Source organism: Pseudomonas sp. 18.1.10, from assembly GCF_024655625.1.
GTDB lineage: Bacteria > Pseudomonadota > Gammaproteobacteria > Pseudomonadales > Pseudomonadaceae > Aquipseudomonas.
Map to the genome: position 1 here is coordinate 1 of NZ_JANLGL010000071.1, position 21,617 is coordinate 21,617.

At 60.7% G+C, this 21,617-nt stretch carries 22 protein-coding genes and 1 pseudogene; 16 read left to right on the top strand and 7 right to left on the bottom strand.

From position 1 onward, the window contains the following. Window positions 1-62 precede the first annotated feature (62 nt). On the bottom strand, window positions 63-755 hold the full coding sequence (locus tag NUV89_RS14210; RefSeq protein WP_257781814.1) for an alpha/beta family hydrolase: 693 nt from the start codon (window positions 753-755) through the stop codon (window positions 63-65). Window positions 756-834: 79 nt separating this feature from the next. Here NUV89_RS14210 and ccoN (NUV89_RS14215) point away from each other — a divergent pair, with 79 nt between their 5' ends. Genes ccoN (NUV89_RS14215) through ccoP (NUV89_RS14230) form a run of 4 tightly spaced genes read left to right on the top strand, consistent with a single transcriptional unit; the run spans window position 835 to window position 4,011 of the window. After that, entirely contained in the window at window positions 835-2,259 is a 1,425-nt protein-coding gene (gene ccoN, locus NUV89_RS14215) for a cytochrome-c oxidase, cbb3-type subunit I (protein WP_017735320.1), read from the top strand. Between the two features lie 10 nt (window positions 2,260-2,269). Beyond that, window positions 2,270-2,878, top strand: a complete 609-nt coding sequence (ccoO, locus tag NUV89_RS14220; RefSeq protein ID WP_017735321.1) for a cytochrome-c oxidase, cbb3-type subunit II — start codon at window positions 2,270-2,272, stop codon at window positions 2,876-2,878. 3 nt (window positions 2,879-2,881) lie between these two features. Then, window positions 2,882-3,082, top strand: a complete 201-nt coding sequence (locus NUV89_RS14225) for a cbb3-type cytochrome c oxidase subunit 3 (RefSeq protein WP_010208563.1) — start codon at window positions 2,882-2,884, stop codon at window positions 3,080-3,082. After that, a complete protein-coding gene (gene ccoP, locus NUV89_RS14230) occupies window positions 3,079-4,011 on the top strand; it encodes a cytochrome-c oxidase, cbb3-type subunit III (protein WP_257781815.1) in 933 nt (310 codons plus the stop codon). The genes NUV89_RS14225 and ccoP (NUV89_RS14230) overlap by 4 nt, the downstream gene beginning before the upstream one ends. Window positions 4,012-4,113: 102 nt before the next feature. Here the strand turns inward: ccoP (NUV89_RS14230) and NUV89_RS14235 are convergent, their stop codons facing one another. Next, complete coding sequence (locus NUV89_RS14235) at window positions 4,114-4,764, bottom strand: hypothetical protein (protein WP_257781816.1); 651 nt, start codon at window positions 4,762-4,764, stop codon at window positions 4,114-4,116. 466 nt (window positions 4,765-5,230) lie between these two features. Between NUV89_RS14235 and ccoN (NUV89_RS14240) the strand changes: the two genes are divergently transcribed. The 4 genes from ccoN (NUV89_RS14240) to ccoP (NUV89_RS14255) are packed head-to-tail and all read left to right on the top strand — an operon-like array spanning window position 5,231 to window position 8,446. Continuing rightward, on the top strand, window positions 5,231-6,673 hold the full coding sequence (gene ccoN / locus NUV89_RS14240) for a cytochrome-c oxidase, cbb3-type subunit I (RefSeq protein WP_017735324.1): 1,443 nt from the start codon (window positions 5,231-5,233) through the stop codon (window positions 6,671-6,673). Continuing rightward, complete coding sequence (ccoO, locus tag NUV89_RS14245; RefSeq protein WP_003193167.1) at window positions 6,673-7,281, top strand: cytochrome-c oxidase, cbb3-type subunit II; 609 nt, start codon at window positions 6,673-6,675, stop codon at window positions 7,279-7,281. Before ccoN (NUV89_RS14240) ends, ccoO (NUV89_RS14245) begins: the two co-directional genes overlap by 1 nt. A 5-nt stretch (window positions 7,282-7,286) precedes the next feature. Continuing rightward, window positions 7,287-7,472, top strand: a complete 186-nt coding sequence (locus NUV89_RS14250) for a cbb3-type cytochrome c oxidase subunit 3 (RefSeq protein WP_257781817.1) — start codon at window positions 7,287-7,289, stop codon at window positions 7,470-7,472. Next, window positions 7,469-8,446 carry a cytochrome-c oxidase, cbb3-type subunit III gene (ccoP, locus tag NUV89_RS14255; protein WP_257781818.1) on the top strand — a complete coding sequence of 326 codons (978 nt, stop codon included), beginning with the start codon at window positions 7,469-7,471 and terminating at the stop codon, window positions 8,444-8,446. The genes NUV89_RS14250 and ccoP (NUV89_RS14255) overlap by 4 nt, the downstream gene beginning before the upstream one ends. Before the next feature lie 149 nt (window positions 8,447-8,595). Here the strand turns inward: ccoP (NUV89_RS14255) and NUV89_RS14260 are convergent, their stop codons facing one another. Then, window positions 8,596-9,096 (bottom strand): hypothetical protein, encoded by a 501-nt coding sequence (locus tag NUV89_RS14260; RefSeq protein WP_257781819.1) that lies wholly within the window; start codon window positions 9,094-9,096, stop codon window positions 8,596-8,598. A 311-nt stretch (window positions 9,097-9,407) separates the two neighbouring features. Beyond that, window positions 9,408-10,061: a hypothetical protein gene (locus tag NUV89_RS14265; protein WP_257781820.1), complete on the bottom strand. Its 654-nt coding sequence runs from the start codon at window positions 10,059-10,061 to the stop codon at window positions 9,408-9,410. A gap of 513 nt (window positions 10,062-10,574) precedes the next feature. On the opposite strand from NUV89_RS14265, the gene ccoG reads away from it, so the two are divergent. From ccoG to hemN, 6 genes and pseudogenes are all read left to right on the top strand, one after another. Then, entirely contained in the window at window positions 10,575-11,978 is a 1,404-nt protein-coding gene (gene ccoG, locus NUV89_RS14270) for a cytochrome c oxidase accessory protein CcoG (RefSeq protein ID WP_257781821.1), read from the top strand. Between the two features lie 20 nt (window positions 11,979-11,998). After that, entirely contained in the window at window positions 11,999-12,538 is a 540-nt protein-coding gene (locus NUV89_RS14275; protein WP_257781822.1) for a FixH family protein, read from the top strand. A gap of 17 nt (window positions 12,539-12,555) precedes the next feature. Continuing rightward, window positions 12,556-14,898, top strand: a pseudogene (locus NUV89_RS14280) (heavy metal translocating P-type ATPase); the annotation flags it as partial. 22 nt (window positions 14,899-14,920) lie between these two features. Then, entirely contained in the window at window positions 14,921-15,133 is a 213-nt protein-coding gene (gene ccoS, locus NUV89_RS14285) for a cbb3-type cytochrome oxidase assembly protein CcoS (protein WP_017735332.1), read from the top strand. Next, window positions 15,126-15,809 carry a sulfite exporter TauE/SafE family protein gene (locus NUV89_RS14290; RefSeq protein WP_257781823.1) on the top strand — a complete coding sequence of 228 codons (684 nt, stop codon included), beginning with the start codon at window positions 15,126-15,128 and terminating at the stop codon, window positions 15,807-15,809. Before ccoS ends, NUV89_RS14290 begins: the two co-directional genes overlap by 8 nt. A 261-nt stretch (window positions 15,810-16,070) precedes the next feature. Then, window positions 16,071-17,453: an oxygen-independent coproporphyrinogen III oxidase gene (gene hemN, locus NUV89_RS14295; protein ID WP_257781824.1), complete on the top strand. Its 1,383-nt coding sequence runs from the start codon at window positions 16,071-16,073 to the stop codon at window positions 17,451-17,453. Window positions 17,454-17,459: 6 nt separating this feature from the next. Here hemN and NUV89_RS14300 read toward each other — a convergent pair whose 3' ends face one another. Then, entirely contained in the window at window positions 17,460-17,924 is a 465-nt protein-coding gene (locus tag NUV89_RS14300; protein WP_257781825.1) for a hypothetical protein, read from the bottom strand. A gap of 155 nt (window positions 17,925-18,079) precedes the next feature. On the opposite strand from NUV89_RS14300, the gene fnr reads away from it, so the two are divergent. Together fnr and NUV89_RS14310 are read left to right on the top strand one after the other, a co-directional pair. Then, complete coding sequence (gene fnr, locus NUV89_RS14305; RefSeq protein WP_016979302.1) at window positions 18,080-18,814, top strand: fumarate/nitrate reduction transcriptional regulator Fnr; 735 nt, start codon at window positions 18,080-18,082, stop codon at window positions 18,812-18,814. An 80-nt stretch (window positions 18,815-18,894) separates the two neighbouring features. After that, window positions 18,895-19,443 (top strand): adenine phosphoribosyltransferase, encoded by a 549-nt coding sequence (locus tag NUV89_RS14310; protein WP_257781826.1) that lies wholly within the window; start codon window positions 18,895-18,897, stop codon window positions 19,441-19,443. A gap of 147 nt (window positions 19,444-19,590) precedes the next feature. Here the strand turns inward: NUV89_RS14310 and NUV89_RS14315 are convergent, their stop codons facing one another. Together NUV89_RS14315 and recR are read right to left on the bottom strand one after the other, a co-directional pair. Further along, a complete protein-coding gene (locus NUV89_RS14315) occupies window positions 19,591-20,739 on the bottom strand; it encodes an acyl-CoA dehydrogenase family protein (protein ID WP_257781827.1) in 1,149 nt (382 codons plus the stop codon). 232 nt (window positions 20,740-20,971) lie between these two features. Then, the gene (gene recR / locus NUV89_RS14320) at window positions 20,972-21,574 is read right to left on the bottom strand and encodes a recombination mediator RecR (protein WP_017735338.1); all 603 of its coding nucleotides are present in this window, start codon (window positions 21,572-21,574) and stop codon (window positions 20,972-20,974) included. Between the last annotated feature and the right edge of the window lie 43 nt (window positions 21,575-21,617).

Sequence of the window (21,617 nt, forward strand, 5' to 3'; positions counted from 1 at the left end):
CGACCGCATTCCAAGTGATGTACACGGTTAAATGTGGGAGCGGGCTTGCTCGCGATGAGGCCCTAACAGCCGCCGAGAAACCCAGCCACCTTCACCGCCGCAGCCTCCAAATGCTGCTCATGACTAAACCCCGAAGCCTTCAACGGCTTCAAATCATGATCCCCCGCCACCAGCCACATCACCTCGATGCTCGGCGCTAACACATAGCCCTCCACCGCCGCCCGATTGCCCAAGGCATCGCGCTCGCCCTGCACGATCAGCGTCGGCGTCTGCAACCCGGCCAGATGCTCCACCCGTGGCTTTTCCGGCTTGCCCACCGCATAAAACGGATAACCCAGGCACACCAGCCCATCAGCGCTTAACTCATCGGCCAATAGACTGGCCATGCGCCCGCCCATGGACTTGCCGCCAATCGCCAGTTTCCCAGCGACATGACGTCGCACTTGCGCATGCACCTCACGCCATGCCTCCAGCAGTTTCGGCGCCGGGTTGGGTGGGCGTTTGCCGCCATCCACACGGCGCTGGGCCATGTAGGGAAACTCAAAGCGCAACACGTTGACGCCGTGCCCGGCAAGGCGTGCAGCCATGTCGTTCATGAAGGATGAGTCCATCGGTGCGCCGGCGCCGTGGGCCAGGATCAGCGTCACAGGTTCATGCCCTGCAACGCTTGTCGCCACATCCCACAACCAGCCGTGTTCCCGCACACACTGCGCCCATTGATCCCCGTCAATACTGGCCTTGTGCTCTTTGCCCATGCTTGCCTCGCTATTTAGTCTGCCTATAACTCCAGCCCAAGTGCCGCATTTGCTTGGGTTGAACCGTGGATGGGGAACCATGAACACTACTTTAAGTACCGCCTATAACTACAAGGTGGTCCGCCAATTCGCCATTATGACGGTGGTGTGGGGCATCGTCGGCATGGGGCTCGGGGTTTTTCTCGCCGCCCAATTGGTCTGGCCTGCTCTGAATTTCGATTTACCCTGGACCAGCTTCGGAAGACTGCGTCCATTACATACGAACGCAGTTATCTTTGCATTTGGTGGCTGCGCGCTGTTCGCCAGCTCCTTCTACTCGGTGCAACGCACCTGCCAGACCCAGCTGTTTGCGCCGAAAATCGCCGCGTTCTGCTTCTGGGGCTGGCAGTTGGTCATCCTGTTGGCCGCGATCACCTTGCCGCTGGGCTACACCAGCTCCAAGGAATACGCCGAGCTGGAATGGCCGATCGACATCCTCATCACCATTGTCTGGGTGGCTTACGCCATCGTGTTCTTCGGCACAGTGATGAAGCGCAACACCAAGCACATCTACGTCGGTAACTGGTTTTTCGGTGCGTTCATCATCACCGTGGCCATTTTGCATATCGTCAACAACCTGGAAATCCCGGTCAGCCTGACCAAGTCCTACTCCCTCTACGGCGGTGCGACGGATGCCATGGTGCAGTGGTGGTATGGGCATAACGCGGTAGGCTTTTTCCTTACCGCCGGCTTCCTCGGGATGATGTACTACTTCGTGCCGAAACAGGCCGAGCGTCCGGTGTATTCCTATCGCTTGTCCATCGTGCACTTCTGGGCACTGATTACCCTGTACATCTGGGCCGGTCCCCACCACTTGCACTACACCGCGCTGCCGGACTGGGCACAGTCCCTGGGCATGGTGATGTCGCTGGTGCTGCTGGCACCGAGCTGGGGCGGGATGATCAACGGCATGATGACCTTGTCGGGCGCCTGGCATAAGTTGCGCAGCGACCCGATCCTGCGCTTCCTCGTGGTCTCCCTGGCGTTCTACGGCATGTCGACGTTCGAAGGCCCGATGATGGCGATCAAGACCGTCAACGCCCTCTCCCACTACACCGACTGGACCATCGGCCACGTACACGCCGGCGCCCTCGGCTGGGTAGCGATGATCTCCATCGGCGCGCTGTACCACATGATCCCGAAAATCTTCGGTCGCGAGCAGATGTACAGCCTCGGCCTGATCAACGCGCATTTCTGGCTGGCTACCATCGGCACCGTGCTCTACATCGCTTCGATGTGGGTCAACGGCATCGCCCAGGGCCTGATGTGGCGTGCGGTCAACGAAGACGGCACCTTGACCTACTCCTTCGTCGAAACCCTGGTGGCCAGCCACCCTGGCTTCATCGTGCGGTTGGTGGGCGGTGCAGTGTTCCTCAGCGGCATGTTCCTGATGGCTTACAACACTTGGCGCACCGTGCGCTCGGCACAACCTGTCGAAGCCGCCACCGCCACGCAGATGGCCTGAGGAGTCAGTGATGAAACACGAAACGATTGAAAAGAACGTCGGCCTGCTGATGCTGCTGATGGTGCTGGCCGTGAGTATCGGCGGCCTGACCCAGATCGTCCCGCTGTTCTTCCAGGACGTCACCAACAAGCCGGTGGAAGGCATGAAGCCCTACACCGCACTGCAACTGGAAGGCCGTGACATCTACATCCGCGAAGGCTGTGTGCAGTGCCACTCGCAGATGATCCGCCCATTCCGCGCCGAGACCGAACGCTACGGCCACTACTCGGTCGCTGGCGAAAGCGTCTGGGATCACCCGTTCCTGTGGGGCTCCAAGCGCACCGGGCCGGACCTGGCGCGCGTCGGCGCACGCTACTCGGACGACTGGCACCGCGCGCACTTGTACAACCCGCGCAACGTCGTCCCCGAGTCAAAAATGCCGGCCTACCCATGGCTGGTCACCGCCGCCGTCGACAGCAGCCACACCGAGACCAAGTTGAAAGTGATGCGCACCCTCGGCGTGCCGTACACCGACGACGACATCAGTGGCGCCGTTGCCAGCCTCAAGGGCAAGACCGAGATGGACGCGCTGGTGTCGTACCTGCAAGTGCTCGGCACTGCCATCAAGAGCAAGAGGTGAGCCATGGGATTTGAATTCGATGCGGGCACCATCCGCGGCCTTGGCACGCTGGTCGTCGCCATCGCCTTTATCGGCCTGTCGCTGTGGGTGTTCAACAACCGCCGCAATGCGGAGTTCGAGCAGGCGCGCCTGCTGCCGTTCGCCGATGAACCCTCTCCATCCGACGCTCAAGAAGAGCCTGCAATAAGGAGCACTCGGCCATGACCCTATTTTGGAGTACATGGATCTGCGTACTGACCCTGGGCAGCCTGATCGGCCTGACCTGGCTGTTGATCGGCACCCGCAAGGGCGAGACCAAGGGCAGTGTGGACCAGACCATGGGCCACGCCTTCGACGGGATCGAGGAGTACGACAACCCCCTGCCCCAGTGGTGGTTCATGCTGTTCGCCGGCACCCTGGTGTTTGCCGTCGGCTACCTGATCCTCTACCCGGGCCTGGGCAACTGGAAAGGCGTGTTGCCAGGCTACGAGGACGGCTGGACGCAGAACAAGGAATGGGACAAGGAAATGGCCAAGGCCGACGCCAAGTTCGGGCCGATCTTCGCCAAATTCGCAGCCATGCCCGTGGAAGAAGTGGCCAAAGACCCGCAAGCGTTGAAAATGGGCGGTCGCCTGTTTGCCTCCAACTGCGCGGTGTGCCACGGCTCGGACGCCAAGGGCGCCTATGGCTTCCCGAACCTGGCGGACAACATCTGGCGCTGGGGCGGTTCGGCCGAGGCGATCAAGACCACCATCCTCAACGGTCGCCACGCGGCGATGCCGGCCTGGGGTGAAATCCTCGGTGAAGACGGGGTGAAAAACGTTGCCGCCTATGTGCGTCACGACCTGGCCAAGCTGCCATTGCCGGCGGACAACAGCGCCGACCTGGCCGCCGGCCAAGCGGCGTTCAACACCACTTGCGTCGCCTGCCACGGCCCGCAAGGCACTGGCATGGAAGCCATGGGTGCACCCGACCTGACCAAACCGGCTGGCTACATCTACGGCACCAGCCTGGCGCAGTTGCAGCAGACGATCCGCCACGGCCGCCAAGGCCAGATGCCGGCGCAGGATGTGCTGCAAGGGAATGACAAGGTGCATTTGCTGGCGGCGTATGTTTACAGCTTGTCCCATGGCGATAAGCCGACTGCCGAGTAGGCCCTTCTTAGCAGGCCTGGAGCCCCGCTCAGTGAAAACTGGCGGGGCTTTTTTGCGCGTACAGCGGTGCCAATCCCCCCCGGCAACGCTGATTGAGCACCGCTACTGAACGTTGGGCAGAGAGATCACAAGCGATTGTTTGGTTACTCGACTCCCCCGGTCCGCCAATCCCAGCTGATCCAATAGCTCGGGGCGAGCAAGCAGCTCACGCGCAAACATCTTTGCCTCAGGCGGCGACGCCTGCGAAAGGGCTACATCCTCAAGCGACCAGAGGGTCACGCCCTGCATGGACTTGGACGCATTAAAAGTGTCCGGGTGTTCCTTGAACGTATCGAAATGAGCGATCAAGTGGTTGGCCATGTCCTTATTGCTCATGACACTGAACTTCTGGTGCTCCGGGGATGCGACCATGCGAACGCTTTCCCGCTTAATCTTGCCGTCATATTTGGTATTGCCGTACCTGTCGAGCTTGTCCATGAGGCCGTGGTTTCCCAACAGCGCACGTGCAAACTGCGAATCTTCAATGCTGACACCAGACTGCGTGGAGCTATACGCGATGTTCTCAAGGGATTGACGCGTGATAACACCTGGCTGTTTGGGGTCGGTGAATCTGTCGAAATGAACGGAGAGATGATTGGCCAACTCCGTCTCACTCATGCGCGTGAACGGGTTGCCGGTGTCGGATTTTGCCGAAAGTTGCGCGGCCGGCTGCATGGCACGCATCGCGTTATTGGACACAGTATTCACACTCATCACATTTTCCTTAACTGGAAGTCCTACGGTCTATTTGCTTCTCCTATGTGGGAAAAGGACCGGGGTGGTTCCCATCCGCTAATTTTTTTTGCATAGATAAATCTAGAAAAGTGCTCGCCGATGCCCTTCCCGAGTAATCGAGCGTTCACCCGCCCTGTCTTCGCGACCTTTTGTCACACCCCCTCCAAAGCACAACTTTCCCCTCCCGCCATTCGGGTCTACGCTTGCCCCACAGTGGACCGGTTCTGGCGTAGGCGACGACCGGCGTTGCGACCCGAAAAAATTCCTGTCCACTCGATCAGCTTTCGAATTCCGATTTTGTCCTTACGCAAAACAGGGAAAGGGCGCAGAATCTGGCGTGGAACGCCTTGACACAGGTCAGCGTTGCGTTGCATTGGCCTCTCGCTTTCTACATACTTGCGGCCGATTTTTACCTATAAAAAAACCTAAACCGTGGAACCTTAGAATGAGCACAGCAATCAGTCCGACTGCTTATAACTATAAGGTAGTCCGCCAGTTCGCCATCATGACGGTGGTCTGGGGGATCCTTGGCATGGGGCTCGGGGTGTTCATCGCCTCGCAACTGGTCTGGCCGGAGTTGAATTTCGGCTTGCCCTGGACGACCTTCGGTCGCCTGCGCCCGCTGCACACCAACCTGGTGATCTTCGCCTTTGGTGGATGTGCATTGTTTGCCACCTCCTACTATGTCGTGCAGCGAACCTGCCAGACGCGACTGATCTCCGATGGCCTCGCCGCCTTCACCTTCTGGGGCTGGCAAGCCGTGATCCTCGGCGCCATCGTCACCCTGCCCCTGGGCTACACCACCACCAAGGAATACGCCGAGCTGGAATGGCCCATCGCCATTTTGCTCGCCATTGTGTGGGTGACCTATGCCGTGGTGTTCTTCGGCACCATCGTCAAGCGCAAGACCAAGCACATCTATGTGGGCAACTGGTTCTACGGTGCCTTCATCCTGGTCACGGCGATGCTGCACATCGTCAACCACGCCTCGCTGCCGGTCAGCCTGTTCAAGTCCTACTCGGCATACGCTGGGGCGACGGACGCGATGATCCAGTGGTGGTACGGGCATAACGCGGTAGGGTTTTTCCTGACCACCGGTTTCCTGGGGATGATGTACTACTTCGTGCCGAAACAGGCCGAACGTCCTATTTACTCGTATCGCTTGTCCATCGTGCACTTCTGGGCGCTTATCACCCTGTACATCTGGGCCGGCCCGCACCACTTGCACTACACCGCGCTGCCGGATTGGGCGCAGTCGCTGGGCATGGCGATGTCGATCATCCTGCTGGCCCCGAGCTGGGGCGGCATGATCAACGGCATGATGACCCTGTCGGGCGCCTGGCATAAATTGCGCACCGACCCGATCCTGCGCTTCCTCGTGGTCTCGCTGGCGTTCTACGGCATGTCCACGTTTGAAGGCCCGATGATGGCGATCAAGACCGTCAACTCGCTGTCCCACTACACCGACTGGACCATCGGCCACGTTCACGCCGGCGCCCTCGGTTGGGTGGCGATGATCTCCATCGGTGCGCTGTACCACATGATCCCGAAACTGTTCGGCCGCCCGCAGATGCACAGCGTGGGCCTGATAAATGCGCACTTCTGGCTGGCCACCATCGGCACCGTGCTCTACATCGCCTCGATGTGGGTCAACGGCATCACCCAGGGCCTGATGTGGCGTGCAATCAACGATGACGGCACCCTCACCTACTCCTTCGTCGAAGCGCTGCAAGCCAGCCATCCGGGTTTCATCGTGCGCGCCCTGGGCGGTGCATTCTTTGCCTCCGGCATGTTCCTGATGGCCTACAACGTCTGGCGCACCGTGCGTGCCGCCGACCCGGTAGAAGCTGAAGCCGCCGCCAAGATCGCCGTAGTGGGAGCGCACTGATGAAGCATGAAGTAGTCGAGAAGAATATCGGCCTGCTGGCCTTCTTCATGGTCATCGCCGTGAGTATCGGCGGCCTGACCCAGATCGTTCCGCTGTTCTTCCAGGACGTCACCAACAAGCCGGTGGAAGGCATGAAGCCGCGCACCGCCCTTGAACTGGAAGGCCGCGACGTCTACATCGCCAACGGTTGTGTCGGCTGCCACTCGCAGATGATCCGCCCGTTCCGCGCCGAAACCGAACGCTACGGCCACTACTCGGTCGCCGGCGAAAGCGTGTGGGACCACCCGTTCCTGTGGGGCTCCAAGCGCACCGGGCCGGACCTCGCCCGTGTCGGCGGACGTTACTCCGATGACTGGCAGCGTGCGCACTTGTACAACCCGCGCAACGTGGTGCCTGAGTCGAAAATGCCGGCGTACCCGTTCCTCGTGGAAAACAAGCTCGACGGCAAGGACACCGCGAAGAAAATGGAAGTCTTGCGCACCCTGGGCGTGCCCTACACCGATGAAGACATCGCCGGTGCAGCCGCAGCCGTGAAGGGCAAGACCGAAATGGACGCGCTGGTGGCCTACCTGCAAGGCCTTGGCACCATCATCAAAAGCAAACGGTGACCTACATGGATATCGGGATGATTCGAGGCCTGGGCACCGTTGTGGTGATGGTGGCCTTTATCGGCCTGGCGTTGTGGGTGTTCAGCCCCCGCCGCAAGTCGGAGTTTGACGACGCAACCATGCTGCCTTTTGCGGATGATCCCGAAGCCATCAAGCACGTCGAGCACGCTTCTAGGAGTAACAAAGAATGACTACGTTCTGGAGTCTGTACGTCACAGTCCTCAGTCTGGGAACCATCTTCGCCCTGACCTGGCTGTTGCTGTCGACCCGCAGGGGGCAGCGCAGCGAACAAACCGACGAAACCGTCGGCCACTCGTTCGACGGCATCGAGGAGTACGACAACCCGCTGCCAAAATGGTGGTTCATGCTGTTTGTCGGCACCATCGTCTTCGCCCTCGGCTACCTGGTGCTGTACCCCGGCCTGGGCAACTGGAAAGGTGTGCTGCCGGGCTACAACTACCTCGACAACGACAAGCAAACCCCCTTCGCCAACGGCCAGACCGGCTGGACCGGCGTACACGAGTGGGAAAAGGAAATGGCCAAGTCGGAAGCCAAGTTCGGGCCGATTTTCGCCAAATTCGCGTCGATGCCCATTGAAGAAGTAGCCAAGGACCCGCAAGCCTTGAAGATGGGCGGCCGCTTGTTCGCCTCCAACTGCTCGGTGTGCCATGGTTCCGACGCCAAGGGTGCCTACGGCTTCCCTAACCTGACCGACGCCGACTGGCGCTGGGGCGGCGAGCCGGCAACCATCAAGGAAACCATCCTCAAAGGCCGCCACGCAGTCATGCCAGCCTGGGCTGAAGTGATTGGCGAACAAGGCGTGGCCGACGTGGCCGGTTTCGTGCTGACCAACCTCGATGGCCGCAAGCTGCCGGAAGGCGCCAAGGCCGACGTGGCCAACGGCGAAAAACTTTTCGCCACCAACTGCGTGGCCTGCCACGGCCCGGCCGGCAAAGGCACCCCAGCGATGGGCGCGCCCGATCTGACCCACCCGGGTGCATTCATCTACGGTTCGAGCTTCGCGCAACTGCAGCAGACCATCCGTTATGGCCGCCAGGGCCAGATGCCGGCCCAGGAGCAAATGCAGGGCAACGACAAGGTGCACTTGTTGGCTGCCTATGTGTACAGCTTGTCCCATGGCGATAAGAAGGCTGGGGAACAGTAAGTACTGCGGCAAATAAAAAGCCCTGCACAGTTGATACTGTCAGGGCTTTTTTTATTCATGGCGGGCGACTGTCGATCGTGTGCACGGCATCTCCCTGTAAACCAGGCCGCCTCACTGATCGAGCAGTCACGACCCATGCAGGCAGTCGGTTATTCGTTCAGCGCAAAGCGATTCTTTGGTAGTACATCGCTGATGCCGGGCGGCCGCGGAAGCCACTCAGGACGACCAAAATGATCATAAACCTCAGGTCGGTGCCGGGGAGGCACGATGTCCAGCTTAGGTGCCGACTCCGAACGAATGACGAGTCGAATGTTTTCCTTATCTATCTTCCCGTCCAAATTGCCGTTGCGGTCCACGTCGAGCTTATCCATCAGGTTTCCACGCTTGAGAACCTCTTTGGCAAGCTGTGAATCCTCCCAACCAACACCCGCCCGGCCAGGATTGAATGCAGCTTCCTTGAGCGAAAGCAGCGTAATGAATTCTTTCTGGTTAGGGTCTGCAAGATGTTCAAACCGACCTGCAAGCTGTTTACTTAAATCCCTGTCACTCCAGTCTTTGTAGCGGTTTGGCTCTGGAGGCAAAGGCGGCCGTAGATCTATAGGCATCCCAATATGCCGGCGTACATGTGAATCAATGTTTGAACTGTTCATTTCGACCTCGTTATTCGTGAGTGACTTGCAGTTGTTAAGTGACCGACCCAAACACTCAGTTCCACACCGCACATGCCAACTTACAATCTCCCCCGCTGCCCACTGACCGCGACAGAGCAGCCGACTTGAAACGAAGAAAGTTCATACTGCGCGAACAAGTGCGCATCTACATATGTCCGTATGCGCGTTTTTAGAGCGTGATGATCGACAAGGACAAGATGTACTGGCTGGCAGCGTATATTTACAGCCTACCCATGGAGATAGGACGTTGAGGTATTGACAATCCATAACGCCCTATCGACTTCTTGCACTTACTTGATGTGCGGAAGTTTCTTCTCCACATCATTACGAACGACCGATGAGTAATTACCCTCGAACCCTAACTGCTGCAATAACTCAGGACGACTCAACAGTTCACGCACGAACATTTTTTGTTCATCACTGGAGGTCTTCGAAGTGAGTACACGCTGAAGTCGTGGAACCGATAATTCGTCGAAAGCACGACCTGCCGTACTGAGTGGGCTCACATACTTGAAGTCATTGAAATTATCAAATAAGTGCCGCGCGATGTCCTTGTCACTCATGAGGCTGAATCGGCCGTTTTCCTTTGCCTCGAACGCCCCGAGACTGGCCTGATCAATTTTTCCATCATGTTTGTGCTTGCCATAACCATCGCACTTTTCAAATAGCCCGTCTCTTTCCAGGACGGCCCGAGCGAAGGCTGACTCAAAGGGATCGACACCATTCTGCTCACCCGCGTAAGCCATTTTCGCCAGTGATTCACGCGTCACAGAACCTGGATGCTTCGGATCGGTAAACTTTTCAAAGTCCATACGCAGAAGAAAGACCAGCCCTTCATCTGAAGTAGTCTTGTAAAAATCGACAACCTCGGCCGCCGTTGGGGTTCTAGAAGCCTCTACCGGCGCCAACGAAGGGTTATAAGAAACACCACTAGTAGCAGTCATTGACAGTTCCTCAATTAAAAACGGTTATAGGTAACCCACCTTTCGTGGGAACACCTCCACCAACCGTTCCCTCTGAATTTTGAACAAGTGTTTAACATTATTTCCTATAGAAAATACGTTGCTGTTCCTACTTCACTTGGTATGCAAAATCTCAAATGAGTGGGGAGTAATCTCTCAAGGACTGACAGGCAGAATATAAAGAGCACCGTTACAACCATTCCACCCCAGAGGCTCGCCGTGCCGCATGCGCAATGCCGGCGGTGCGGGCCCAAGCATTTTGCACAGACAGATCCATGGGACAAATAACCAACCTGCCGCCGAAAACCATCCATACTTGCCAAGTCAATTGATCCAGATCACGTACACCATCAATTGATTTCCCCCAACGCGACCAAAGGTCGCACCCTTTGCGCACCATCGGGGGCGTATCATTAGGCCACTGCAACACCCCTAATTTGACCCCGGCTGGCACGTACTGGCCGAGGCAAATCTCCACCGCCGTGGGATGCAATGATGAGCGACCAAATACCGGTACATAACGTTACCCCCCCTGCCAAGACCATCGATCTCTACGCCTCGCGCGAGAAAATCTACACCCGCGCCTTCACCGGCCTGTTCCGCAACCTGCGCATGCTCGGCGGCGCCGGCCTGTTCCTGCTCTACTTCGGCACGGTGTGGCTGAACTGGGGTGGCCACCAGGCTGTGTGGTGGAACCTGCCGGAACGCAAATTCTTCATTTTTGGCGCGACTTTCTGGCCCCAGGACTTCATCCTGCTCTCGGGCATCCTGATCGTTGCGGCCTTTGGCCTGTTCTTTATCACGGTGTACGCCGGGCGCGTGTGGTGCGGTTACACCTGCCCGCAAAGCGTGTGGACGTGGATCTTCATGTGGTGCGAAAAGGTCACCGAAGGCGATCGCAACCAGCGCATCAAGCTCGACAAAGCGCCGATGGGCGCCAACAAGTTCCTGCGTAAATTCAGCAAGCACACCCTGTGGCTGCTGATCGGTTTTGTCACCGGCATGACCTTTGTCGGCTACTTCTCGCCGATCCGCGAACTGGTGTTCGACTTCTTCACCGGCCAGGCCGATGGCTGGTCGTATTTCTGGGTGGGTTTCTTCACCCTCGCCACCTACGGCAACGCCGGCTGGCTGCGCGAACAGGTGTGCATCTACATGTGCCCGTACGCACGCTTCCAGAGCGTGATGTTCGACAAGGACACCCTGATCGTCTCCTACGACCCACGCCGTGGCGAACTACGCGGCCCACGTAAAAAAGGCAGCGACTACAAGGCCGAGGGCCTGGGGGATTGCATCGACTGCACGATGTGCGTGCAGGTGTGCCCTACCGGGATCGACATCCGCGACGGCCTGCAGATCGAGTGCATCGGCTGCGCGGCGTGTATCGACGCCTGCGACAACATCATGGACAAGATGGACTACCCACGCGGCCTGATTAGCTACACCACCGAGCACAACCTCTCCGGGCAGAAAACCCACAAGCTGCGCCCGCGCCTGATCGGCTACGCGCTGGTGTTGCTGGCGATGATTAGCCTGTTGGTCGCAGCATTCTTCATGCGCTCATTGGTGGGTTTCGACGTGAGCAAGGACCGCGTGCTGTACCGCGAAAACGCCGAAGGCCGCATCGAAAACGTGTACAGCCTGAAGATCATGAACAAGGACCAGCGCGACCACACCTACGTGCTCGACGCCGCTGGCCTGCCCGACCTCAAGCTGCAAGGCCGACGCGAAATCAAGGTGGCTGCCGGTGATATCGTCAGCATGCCGGTGGAGCTGTCCAGTGCGCCGGAGCAATTGCCGTCAAGCACCAACGAGGTCAAATTCATCCTCAGCGATGCCGACGACCCTGACGTGCGTATTGAAGCCAAGAGCCGATTCATCGGCCCACAAGTCCGTTAAGTTAAATAGAGAGCAGAACAATGCCCGCAGCCACTGCCGCAAGCCCCTGGTACAAGCACCTCTGGCCCTGGATCATCATTGCCATCCTGGCCTGTTCGGTGACCTTGACCTTGTCCATGGTGACCATCGCGGTGAACAACCCGGACAACCTGGTCAACGACAACTACTACGAGGCCGGCAAAGGCATCAACCGCTCCCTGGACCGCGAACTGCTGGCCCAGACCCTGCAACTGCGCGCCAAGGTGCACCTGGACGAGCTGACCGGTGAAGTCGAGCTGCACCTGACCGGCAACAGCAACCCAACCACCCTGGAGCTCAACCTGATTTCCCCGACGCAGCCAGAGAAGGATCGCAAGATCAACCTGGCCCGCAGCGCCAGCGAACCCGGGCGCTACATCGGCCAGGTCACCGACAAGGTCGAAGGCCGCCGCTTCGTTGAACTGCTCGGCGTGGAAGGCGACCGCACCTGGCGCATGTTCGAAGAGGAACAGGTCAGCCACGACAAGGACTTGCTGCTGGGGGATGAACCGCTGCAAGGTGCTGAAGACCTGAAAAAGTAGAAAGCCTGCGCTTCGCGCAGGCCGTGGCCGAAGCCATCGTCGCCGGCGGCCTGGAAAGCTATTACCAACACCGCAGCGAAGCCTCGGCCAACCCCGACGCGCTGCCGGTGCAACTGGTGGACGAACTGGCGCTGTACGACCGTGCCGACGTGCAAAAACCCTTCGTGCGCCACGAAGGCGAACTGGCCGAAACCACCCTGCTGATGGAAGGCATCAGCTGCGCCGCCTGCGGCTGGCTGATCGAAAAACACCTGCGCCGCCTGCCCGCCGTGGCCGAGGCGCGGCTGAACCTGTCCAACCATCGCCTGCAAGTGCGCTGGGCCGACGGGCAACTGCCGCTGAGCCAACTGCTCGGCGAGCTGCGCCAGATCGGCTATGCCGCCCACCCCTATCAAGCGGACCGCGCGGCCGAACAACTGGCCGGCGAAAACCGCCTGGCTTTGCGCCAGTTGGGCGTGGCCGGGCTGCTGTGGTTCCAGGCGATGATGGCGACCATGGCCACCTGGCCGGAATTCAATATCGACTTGAGCCCTGAGCTGCACGTGATCCTGCGCTGGGTGGCGATGTTCCTGACCACGCCCATCGTGTTCTACAGCTGCGCGCCGTTTTTCAAAGGTGCGATGCGCGACCTGCGCACACGCCACCTGACCATGGATGTGTCGGTGTCCCTGGCCATCGGCGGGGCGTATCTGGCGGGGATCTGGACCGCCATCACTGGCGTCGGCGAGTTGTATTTTGACGCGGTGGGCATGTTTGCCCTGTTCCTGTTGGCAGGCCGTTATCTGGAGCGCCGCGCCCGGGAACGCACGGCCGCCGCCACCGCGCAATTGGTCAACCTGTTGCCGGCGTCGTGCCTGCGCTTGCACCGCGACGGCCACAGCGAACGCATCCTGCTCAGCGAACTGGCCCTGGGTGATCGCGTGCTGGTGCATCCCGGCGCCGTGCTGCCGGCAGACGGCGTGATCCTCGACGGCCAATCCAGCATCGATGAATCCCTGCTCACCGGCGAGTACCTGCCACAACCGCGCCAGGTCGGCGATAGCGTCACCGCCGGCACCCTCAATGTCGAAGGCGCGCTGACCGTCGAAGTGCGCGCCCTCGGCCACGACACGCGCTTGTCCGCCATCGTGCGCCTGCTGGAACGGGCCCAGGCGGAAAAACCGCGCCTGGCGCAAATCGCCGACCGCGCCGCGCAGTGGTTCTTGTTGTGCTCGCTGATTGCCGCCACGGTGATTGGCCTGGTGTGGTGGGAGCTGGATTCATCCCGCGCGTTCTGGATTGTCCTGGCGATGCTCGTTGCGACCTGCCCGTGCGCGCTGTCGCTGGCCACACCCACCGCCCTCACCGCCGCCACCGGCACCCTGCACAAACTCGGGCTGTTGCTGACTCGTGGCCATGTGCTGGAAGGCCTGAACCAGATCGACACGGTGATTTTCGACAAGACCGGCACCCTCACCGAAGGCCGCTTGGCCCTCCGCGCGATCCGTCCCCTGGGCACGCTGAGTAGCGACGACTGCCTGGGCCTCGCCGCCGCCCTCGAAAACCGTTCCGAACACCCGATTGCCCGCGCCTTTGGCCGCGCCCCGCTGGCCGCCGACGAGGTACTCAGCACCCCCGGCCTGGGCCTGGAAGGCCGTGTCGGCGAGCGCCAGTTGCGTATCGGCCAGCCGGGTTTTGTCTGCGCCCTCAGCGGTTGCCCGATCCCCGCCTCGCCGGACGAAGCCGGGCAATGGCTGCTGCTGGGCGATCGCCAGGGTGCCCTCGCCTGGTTTGTCCTCGATGACCGTTTGCGCAGCGACGCCCCGGCCCTGCTGGCGGCGTGCAAGGCGCGCGGCTGGCGCACCTTGCTGCTGTCGGGGGACAGTTCGCCGATGGTGGCCAGCGTGGCCGCCGAATTGGGCATCGACGAAGCCCGTGGCGGCCTGCGCCCGGACGACAAGCTGCAGGTGCTTCAGCAGTTGCACCAGCAGGGCCGCAAGGTGCTGATGCTCGGCGATGGGGTCAACGATGTGCCAGTCCTTGCCGCCGCCGACATCAGCGTGGCCATGGGCTCGGCCACCGACCTGGCCAAGACCAGCGCCGATGCGGTGCTGCTGTCCAACCGCCTCGACGCCCTCGCGCAAGCCTTCACCCTGGCGCGCCGCACCCGCCGGGTAATCATTGAAAACCTGTTGTGGGCCGGGCTGTACAATGGCCTTATGCTGCCCTTTGCCGCCCTGGGTTGGATCACGCCGATCTGGGCGGCGATCGGCATGTCCCTCAGTTCGTTGACCGTGGTGCTCAACGCCCTGCGCCTGACTCGCCAGCCGAGCGCGCCGGCCACCAGCGCCCCTACCGTCACCCGTCCGCTGCCGGCATGAACCGCGCGGACATGGAGTACCGATGCCAGCTCTCTACGTGATGATTCCAGCGGCGCTACTGTTAGTGGGCGTGGCCATCTACATCTTCTTCTGGGCGGTGGACAGCGGCCAGTACGACGACCTCGACGGCCCGGCCCACAGCGTGCTGTTTGACGACCAGGACCCCAATCACTTGGCCGCCGTCGACGAGGCCAACGGCCCCGAGCAGCCACCCAAAGACCCGCCCCATGCTTGAACTCGCGCCGCTGCTGGTCTCCGCGCTGATCCTCGGCCTGCTCGGCGGCGGCCACTGCCTGGGCATGTGCGGCGGGCTGATGGGCGCGCTGACCCTGGCGATCCCCAAGGAGCAGCGCAGCCGCCGCTTTCGCCTGCTGCTGGCGTACAACCTGGGGCGCATCCTCAGCTATGCCACGGCCGGCATATTGATCGGCCTGGCCGGCTGGGCCGTGGCGAACAGCCCGGCAGCGATGTTCATGCGCGTGCTGGCCGGGTTGCTGCTAATCAGCATGGGCCTGTACCTGGCCGGCTGGTGGAGCGGCCTGACCCGCATCGAAAGCCTCGGGCGCGGCCTGTGGCGGCATATCCAGCCGCTTGCCAACCGTTTGCTGCCGGTGTCCAGCCTGCCGCGCGCCTTGCTGCTGGGCGCGCTCTGGGGCTGGCTGCCGTGCGGGTTGGTCTACAGCACCCTGCTGTGGGCGGCGAGCCAGGGCAATGCGCTGGACAGCGGGCTGCTGATGCTGGCGTTTGGCTTGGGCACCTGGCCGGTGCTGCTGGCGACCGGGTTGGCGGCTGAACGGGTCACGGCGCTATTACGCAAACGCAGCGTAAGAATGGCGGGCGGATTGCTGGTGATCTTGTTTGGCATTTGGACCTTGCCCGGCCCGCATCAGCACTGGCTAATGGGCCACTAGCGCCCTGCCTCGCCAGTACGATCCTTTTTTGACGAGTGGCTGTTGTCGTCAGGCAAGGCGCCGCGACGACTCATAGCTGGCTATGGGGAGGAGCGGCAACGCAGCATGACGGCAACAGACACCGTCAAAAAGGATCGTACTGGCGAGGCAGGGCGCTCGGCGCCATGTGGCATAGCGCCGCTCCCCGTTGATGCAAATCAAGGTGCCCTCCCTGCAACGCCCCTAGACTCGGCCCATTAGCCTATCCGGGGGAACGCCCGCATGCTCGACGCCATTCGTTGGGACACCGATCTGATTCACCGCTACGACTTGGCGGGGCCGCGCTACACGTCCTACCCCACCGCCGTACAATTCGACAGCCAGGTCGGCACGTTCGACCTGCTCCACGCCCTGCGCGAGAGCCGCAAGGCCTCAAGGCCGTTGTCGCTGTATGTGCATGTGCCGTTCTGCGCGAACATCTGCTACTACTGCGCCTGCAACAAGGTCATCACCAAGGACCGTGGCCGCGCCCATGCCTACCTGCAGCGGCTGGAGCAGGAAATCCAACTGGTGGCCTGCCACCTCGACCCGAAACAGCCAGTGGAACAGCTGCACTTCGGCGGCGGCACCCCGACCTTTCTCAGCCACGACGAACTGCGCCAAGTCATGAACTGCCTGCGCAAGCACTTCAATCTGCTCGACGATGACTCCGGCGACTACGGCATCGAGATCGACCCGCGCGAAGCCGACTGGGCCACCATGGGCCTGTTGCGTGAACTGGGTTTCAACCGCGTGAGCATTGGCCTGCAAGACCTCGACCCCGAGGTGCAACGGGCGGTCAACCGCCTGCAAAGCCTGGAAGAAACCCGCGCAGTGATCGATGCGGCGCGCACCCTGCAATTTCGCTCGATCAATATCGACCTGATCTATGGCCTGCCCAAGCAAACCCCGCTCAACTTTGCGCGCACCGTGGAAGAAGTGATCAAGTTGCAACCCGACCGCCTGTCGGTGTTCAACTACGCGCACCTGCCGGAGCGCTTTATGCCGCAGCGGCGGATCAACACCGACGACCTGCCCTCCCCGGCGGAAAAACTGCTGATGCTGCAAACCACCATCGAACAGCTGACCCAGGCCGGCTACCGCTACATCGGCATGGACCACTTCGCCCTGCCGGACGACGAGCTGGCCATCGCCCAGGAAGAAGGCACCTTGCAACGCAACTTCCAGGGCTACACCACCCACGGTCATTGCGACCTGATCGGCCTCGGTGTGTCAGCCATCAGCCAGATCGGCGACCTGTACTGCCAGAACACCAGCGACCTCAACGCTTACCAGAACACCTTGGCCAGCGCACAACTGGCCACCAGCCGGGGTTTGGTGTGCACCACGGACGACCGTCTGCGCCGGGAAGTGATCCAGCAGTTGATCTGCAATTTCAGCCTGGCATTCGACAAGGTCGAACAGGCTTTCAACATCGATTTTCGCGGGTATTTCGACGAGATCTGGCCACAACTTGACGCCATGGCCGCCGACGGCCTGATCGAACTGGATGCCCGGGGCATTCGCGTGTTGCCGGCCGGGCGTCTGCTGGTGCGCTCGGTGTGCATGGTGTTCGATGCCTACCTGGATCACCAGAATAGGCAGCGGTTTTCACGGGTGATTTGAGCGCGGTTACTTCATTGCCAGGCTGGCGGCCTTGATCGCGTCGCCGGCACTCAGGTCTTTCATCGCCTTGGTCAAGGACGCCTGGGCACTGGTCAGGCTGGCTTGCAAGGCGCCCAAGGCGGATTGCAGGGCAGTGGCCTTGGCCCTGGCCTGATCGGGGCTGAGGCTCTTGTCAGCCATGACCGCCGCCATTTCCGCCTGCTTCTCGGCGATCTGCTTCTTGATCTCGCGAATCATCTTCAACAGTTGTTTGACGTTGTCCGCCAGCCCGCTGTCGTCGATGTCACTGTTGGAGGTTTTCTCGGCCGCCGCCGCTTTCATCGCCGCACCGGAAATAACCACCGAGACCGCAGGTTTGGTTTCGTCGGTGGCCTTCGGATCGGCGGCGTCGGTTTTAGCAACGGGCTTTTTTGTATCTGGCGTCGTCGTAATCTGCGTGCGCATTGCCAGGTCGAGCGTAAGGGAAGCCATCTTGTGAACATCCAGGTTCCAGGGTTGATAGCAGGCCATCGGCACCTGGCGAAAATTCTTTATACCCCTGCCGGTTTTTTGTACAGGCTGGCCTCACACTCCCTCTGTGCGTTACCCTTACGTCTTATGTGTGTTTTCCCACAAGGATTTAAGAAATGTCCGAGCCAGTTAAACTGCGCGCTCACAGCCAGGCTCATTGCAAGGATTGCAGCCTGGCCCCCCTCTGCTTGCCACTTTCGCTGAATTTGGAAGACATGGATGCGCTGGACGACATCGTTAAACGCGGCCGCCCGCTGAAAAAAGGCGAGTTCCTGTTTCGCCAGGGCGACAAGTTCGATTCCGTCTATGCAGTACGTTCCGGCGCGTTGAAGACGTTCAGCCTGAGCGACAGCGGCGAAGAACAGATCACCGGTTTCCACCTGCCCAGCGAACTGGTGGGGCTGTCCGGCATGGACACCGAGATTCACCCGGTGTCGGCCCAGGCGCTGGAGACGACGTCGGTGTGCGAAATCCCCTTCGAACGCCTCGACGAACTGGCCCTGCAATTGCCACAGCTGCGCCGCCAGTTGATGCGCGTGATGAGCCGCGAGATTCGTGACGATCAACAGATGATGTTGCTGCTGTCGAAGAAAACCGCCGACGAGCGCATCGCCACGTTCCTCGTCAACCTGTCCGCACGCTTCCGCGCCCGGGGCTTCTCGGCCAACCAGTTCCGCCTGAGCATGTCGCGCAATGAAATCGGCAACTACCTGGGCCTCGCGGTGGAAACCGTGTCCCGCGTGTTCACCCGCTTCCAGCAGAACGAACTGATCGCCGCCGAGGGCAAGGAAGTGCATATCCTCGATCCGATCCAGCTGTGCGCGCTGGCCGGTGGCTCCCTCGAGGGCTGATCCAGACACTTGCGGCTGCGCCAACCGGCGAGGCCGCAGGTATACTTCGAGTCCGTTTCCAGCCCCAGGACTCTTCGACGATGATCGCTGATTCGTTCGACATCAAATCCCTGATCCGCCCCGTCATCGACTTCCCCAAGCCCGGGGTGATCTTTCGTGACATCACGCCACTGTTTCAATCGCCCCGCGCCCTGCGCCTGGTGGCCGATACTTTTGCCCAACGTTATGTCGAAGCCGACTTCAGCCACATCGGCGCGATGGATGCGCGGGGCTTCCTGATCGGCTCGATCATCGCCTATCAGTTGAACAAACCGCTGATCCTGTTCCGCAAGCAAGGCAAATTGCCCGCCGACGTGCTGGCCGAGGGTTACCAGACCGAATACGGCGAAGCCTTCCTGGAAGTGCATGCCGACAGCCTGTGTGAAGGCGACTCGGTGCTGATGTTCGATGACCTGATTGCCACTGGCGGTACATTGATTGCGGCGGCGAATCTGGTGCGGCGCATGGGGGCGAAGATCTTTGAAGCGGCGGCGATTATTGATTTGCCGGAGCTGGGTGGCTCGCAGCGTTTGGAAGATATGGGGATTCCGACGTTTTGTTTGACGCAGTTTGCCCTGAGCGAGCAGTAACTTTTTCAGTTGCCTGTGCTGGCCTCTTCGCGAGCAAGCCCGCTCCCACATTCGACCTCATTCCAAAGGATGTACTCGGTCAACTGTGGGAGCGGCGGTGCGACGATTCGACTTGCTCGCGAAGAGGCCCTGAAAAACACTGCAAAACTACAGCCCCATCTGCTTGCTGATGATCTCGTTCATCACCTCCCGCGTCCCCCCACCAATCGACAGGATGCGATTGTCACGATACAGCCGCTCCACCAGGCTGCCGCGCATGTACCCCTGCCCGCCCAGGATCTGCACCGCGTCATAAGTGACGCGATCCGCCGTGTCGGTCGCCAGGTTCTTGGCCATGGATATTTCCTTGATTACACTCTTGCCCGCCGCCATCTTCGCTGCCTGGCGATAGGTGAATTCCCGCGACACTTCCACCGCCGTAGCCATTTCCGCCAACCGGTGCTTGAGCACCTGGAATTTGCCGATTGGCCTGCCGAACGCTTCACGCTGGGCCGCCCACGTGAGGCTTTCCTCCAGGGCCATCTGCGCCGTCATGTTGGCCATCAACGCCAGGGCCAGGCGTTCGCTCTGGAAGTTGCCCATGATGCAGGCAAAGCCCATGTTCTCGGCACCGATCAAGTTGCCTACAGGCACTCGGCAATCGTCGAAGAACAATTCAGCCGTGTCCGACGCCCACCAGCCCATTTTCTTCAAGGGCTGGCCGACAGTGAAACCGGGGGTGTTTTTTTCGATGAGTAGCAGGCTGATACCGGCAAAGCCCGGCCCACCGGTACGCACGGCGACCGTGTAGAAGTCGGCGCGGATGCCGCTGGTGATAAAGGTCTTGCTGCCACTCACCCGGTAATGGTCGCCATCACGGACGGCGCGGGTTTGCAGGCTGGCCACATCGGAACCACCGCCCGGCTCGGTGACGGCCAGGGCGATGATCTTTTCGCCCGCCAGCACCAGAGGCGCCACGCGTTCGCGCACCTCGGGGCGCGCCCATTTGACGACGGGCGGCAGGCCAATATCCAGCGAACCGAGCCCGGCCACCACGCCACCGGAGCCACAGCGCATCAACTCCTCGCTGGCTGCGACCTTGGCAAACAGATCACCTTCATGGCTGCCGCCGAGGGCTTCAGGGTAGCCAATACCGAGTATCCCCGCCGCGCCGGCCTTGAGGTACAGCTCGCGGGGAAAGCGCTCGGCCTCCTCCCATTGCTCGATGCCCGGCAACATCTCGCGCTCGACAAAACGGCGCACGCTGTCGCGGACCAATTGGTGGCTGGGGTCGAAGTAGTCCTGATAGGCAGACATCGGCAAGCTCCACGGTGAGGTGGAGGAAAATTACCAAGCGCTTGCTTGGTTATCAAGCCATACGCAAATACCACCCACAACACAAAACCACTGTGGGAGCTAGCTTGTGTGGGAGCGGGCTTGCTCGCGAACGCGGTGGGTCAGTCAATAAATCTGGCGACTGACACACTGTATTCGCGAGCAAGCCCGCTCCCACACAAACCCCTTCCCACAGTTGGTTTTGCGGTGTTAGTTAGAGCGCGATTGGCTTGCGACCGGCAAAGGAGTGCGCCAACGTGCCGCCATCCACCAGCTCCAACTCGCCCCCCAACGGCACGCCATGGGCGATACGCGAGGTAATCAGGCCTTTGTTGGTCAGCAGTTGCGCGATGTAATGCGCCGTCGCTTCGCCTTCCACCGTCGGGTTGGTGGCCAGGATCACCTCGGTAAAGGTGCCCTGCTCTGCAATCCGCGCCACCAGTTGCGGAATGCCAATCGCCTCCGGCCCCAGGCCGTCCAGCGGCGAGAGGTGGCCCTTGAGCACGAAGTAGCGCCCGCGATAACCGGTCTGCTCCACCGCGTACACATCCATCGGCCCTTCCACCACGCACAGCAGCGTGTCGTCGCGGCGCGGGTCGGCGCATTGCGGGCAGAGGTCTTCTTCGGTGAGGGTGCGGCACTGGCGGCAGTGGCCGACGCCGGTCATGGCCTGGCTCAGGGCCTGGGCCAACCGGGTGCCACCACTGCGGTCACGCTCCAGCAGTTGCAGCGCCATGCGCTGGGCGGTTTTCTGGCCAACGCCGGGCAAGGTGCGCAGGGCGTCGATCAGTTGGCGAATCAGGGGGCTGAAGCTCATGGGCGAAGGGTCCGACAAAACAACGAGACGCGGTTTATACCCG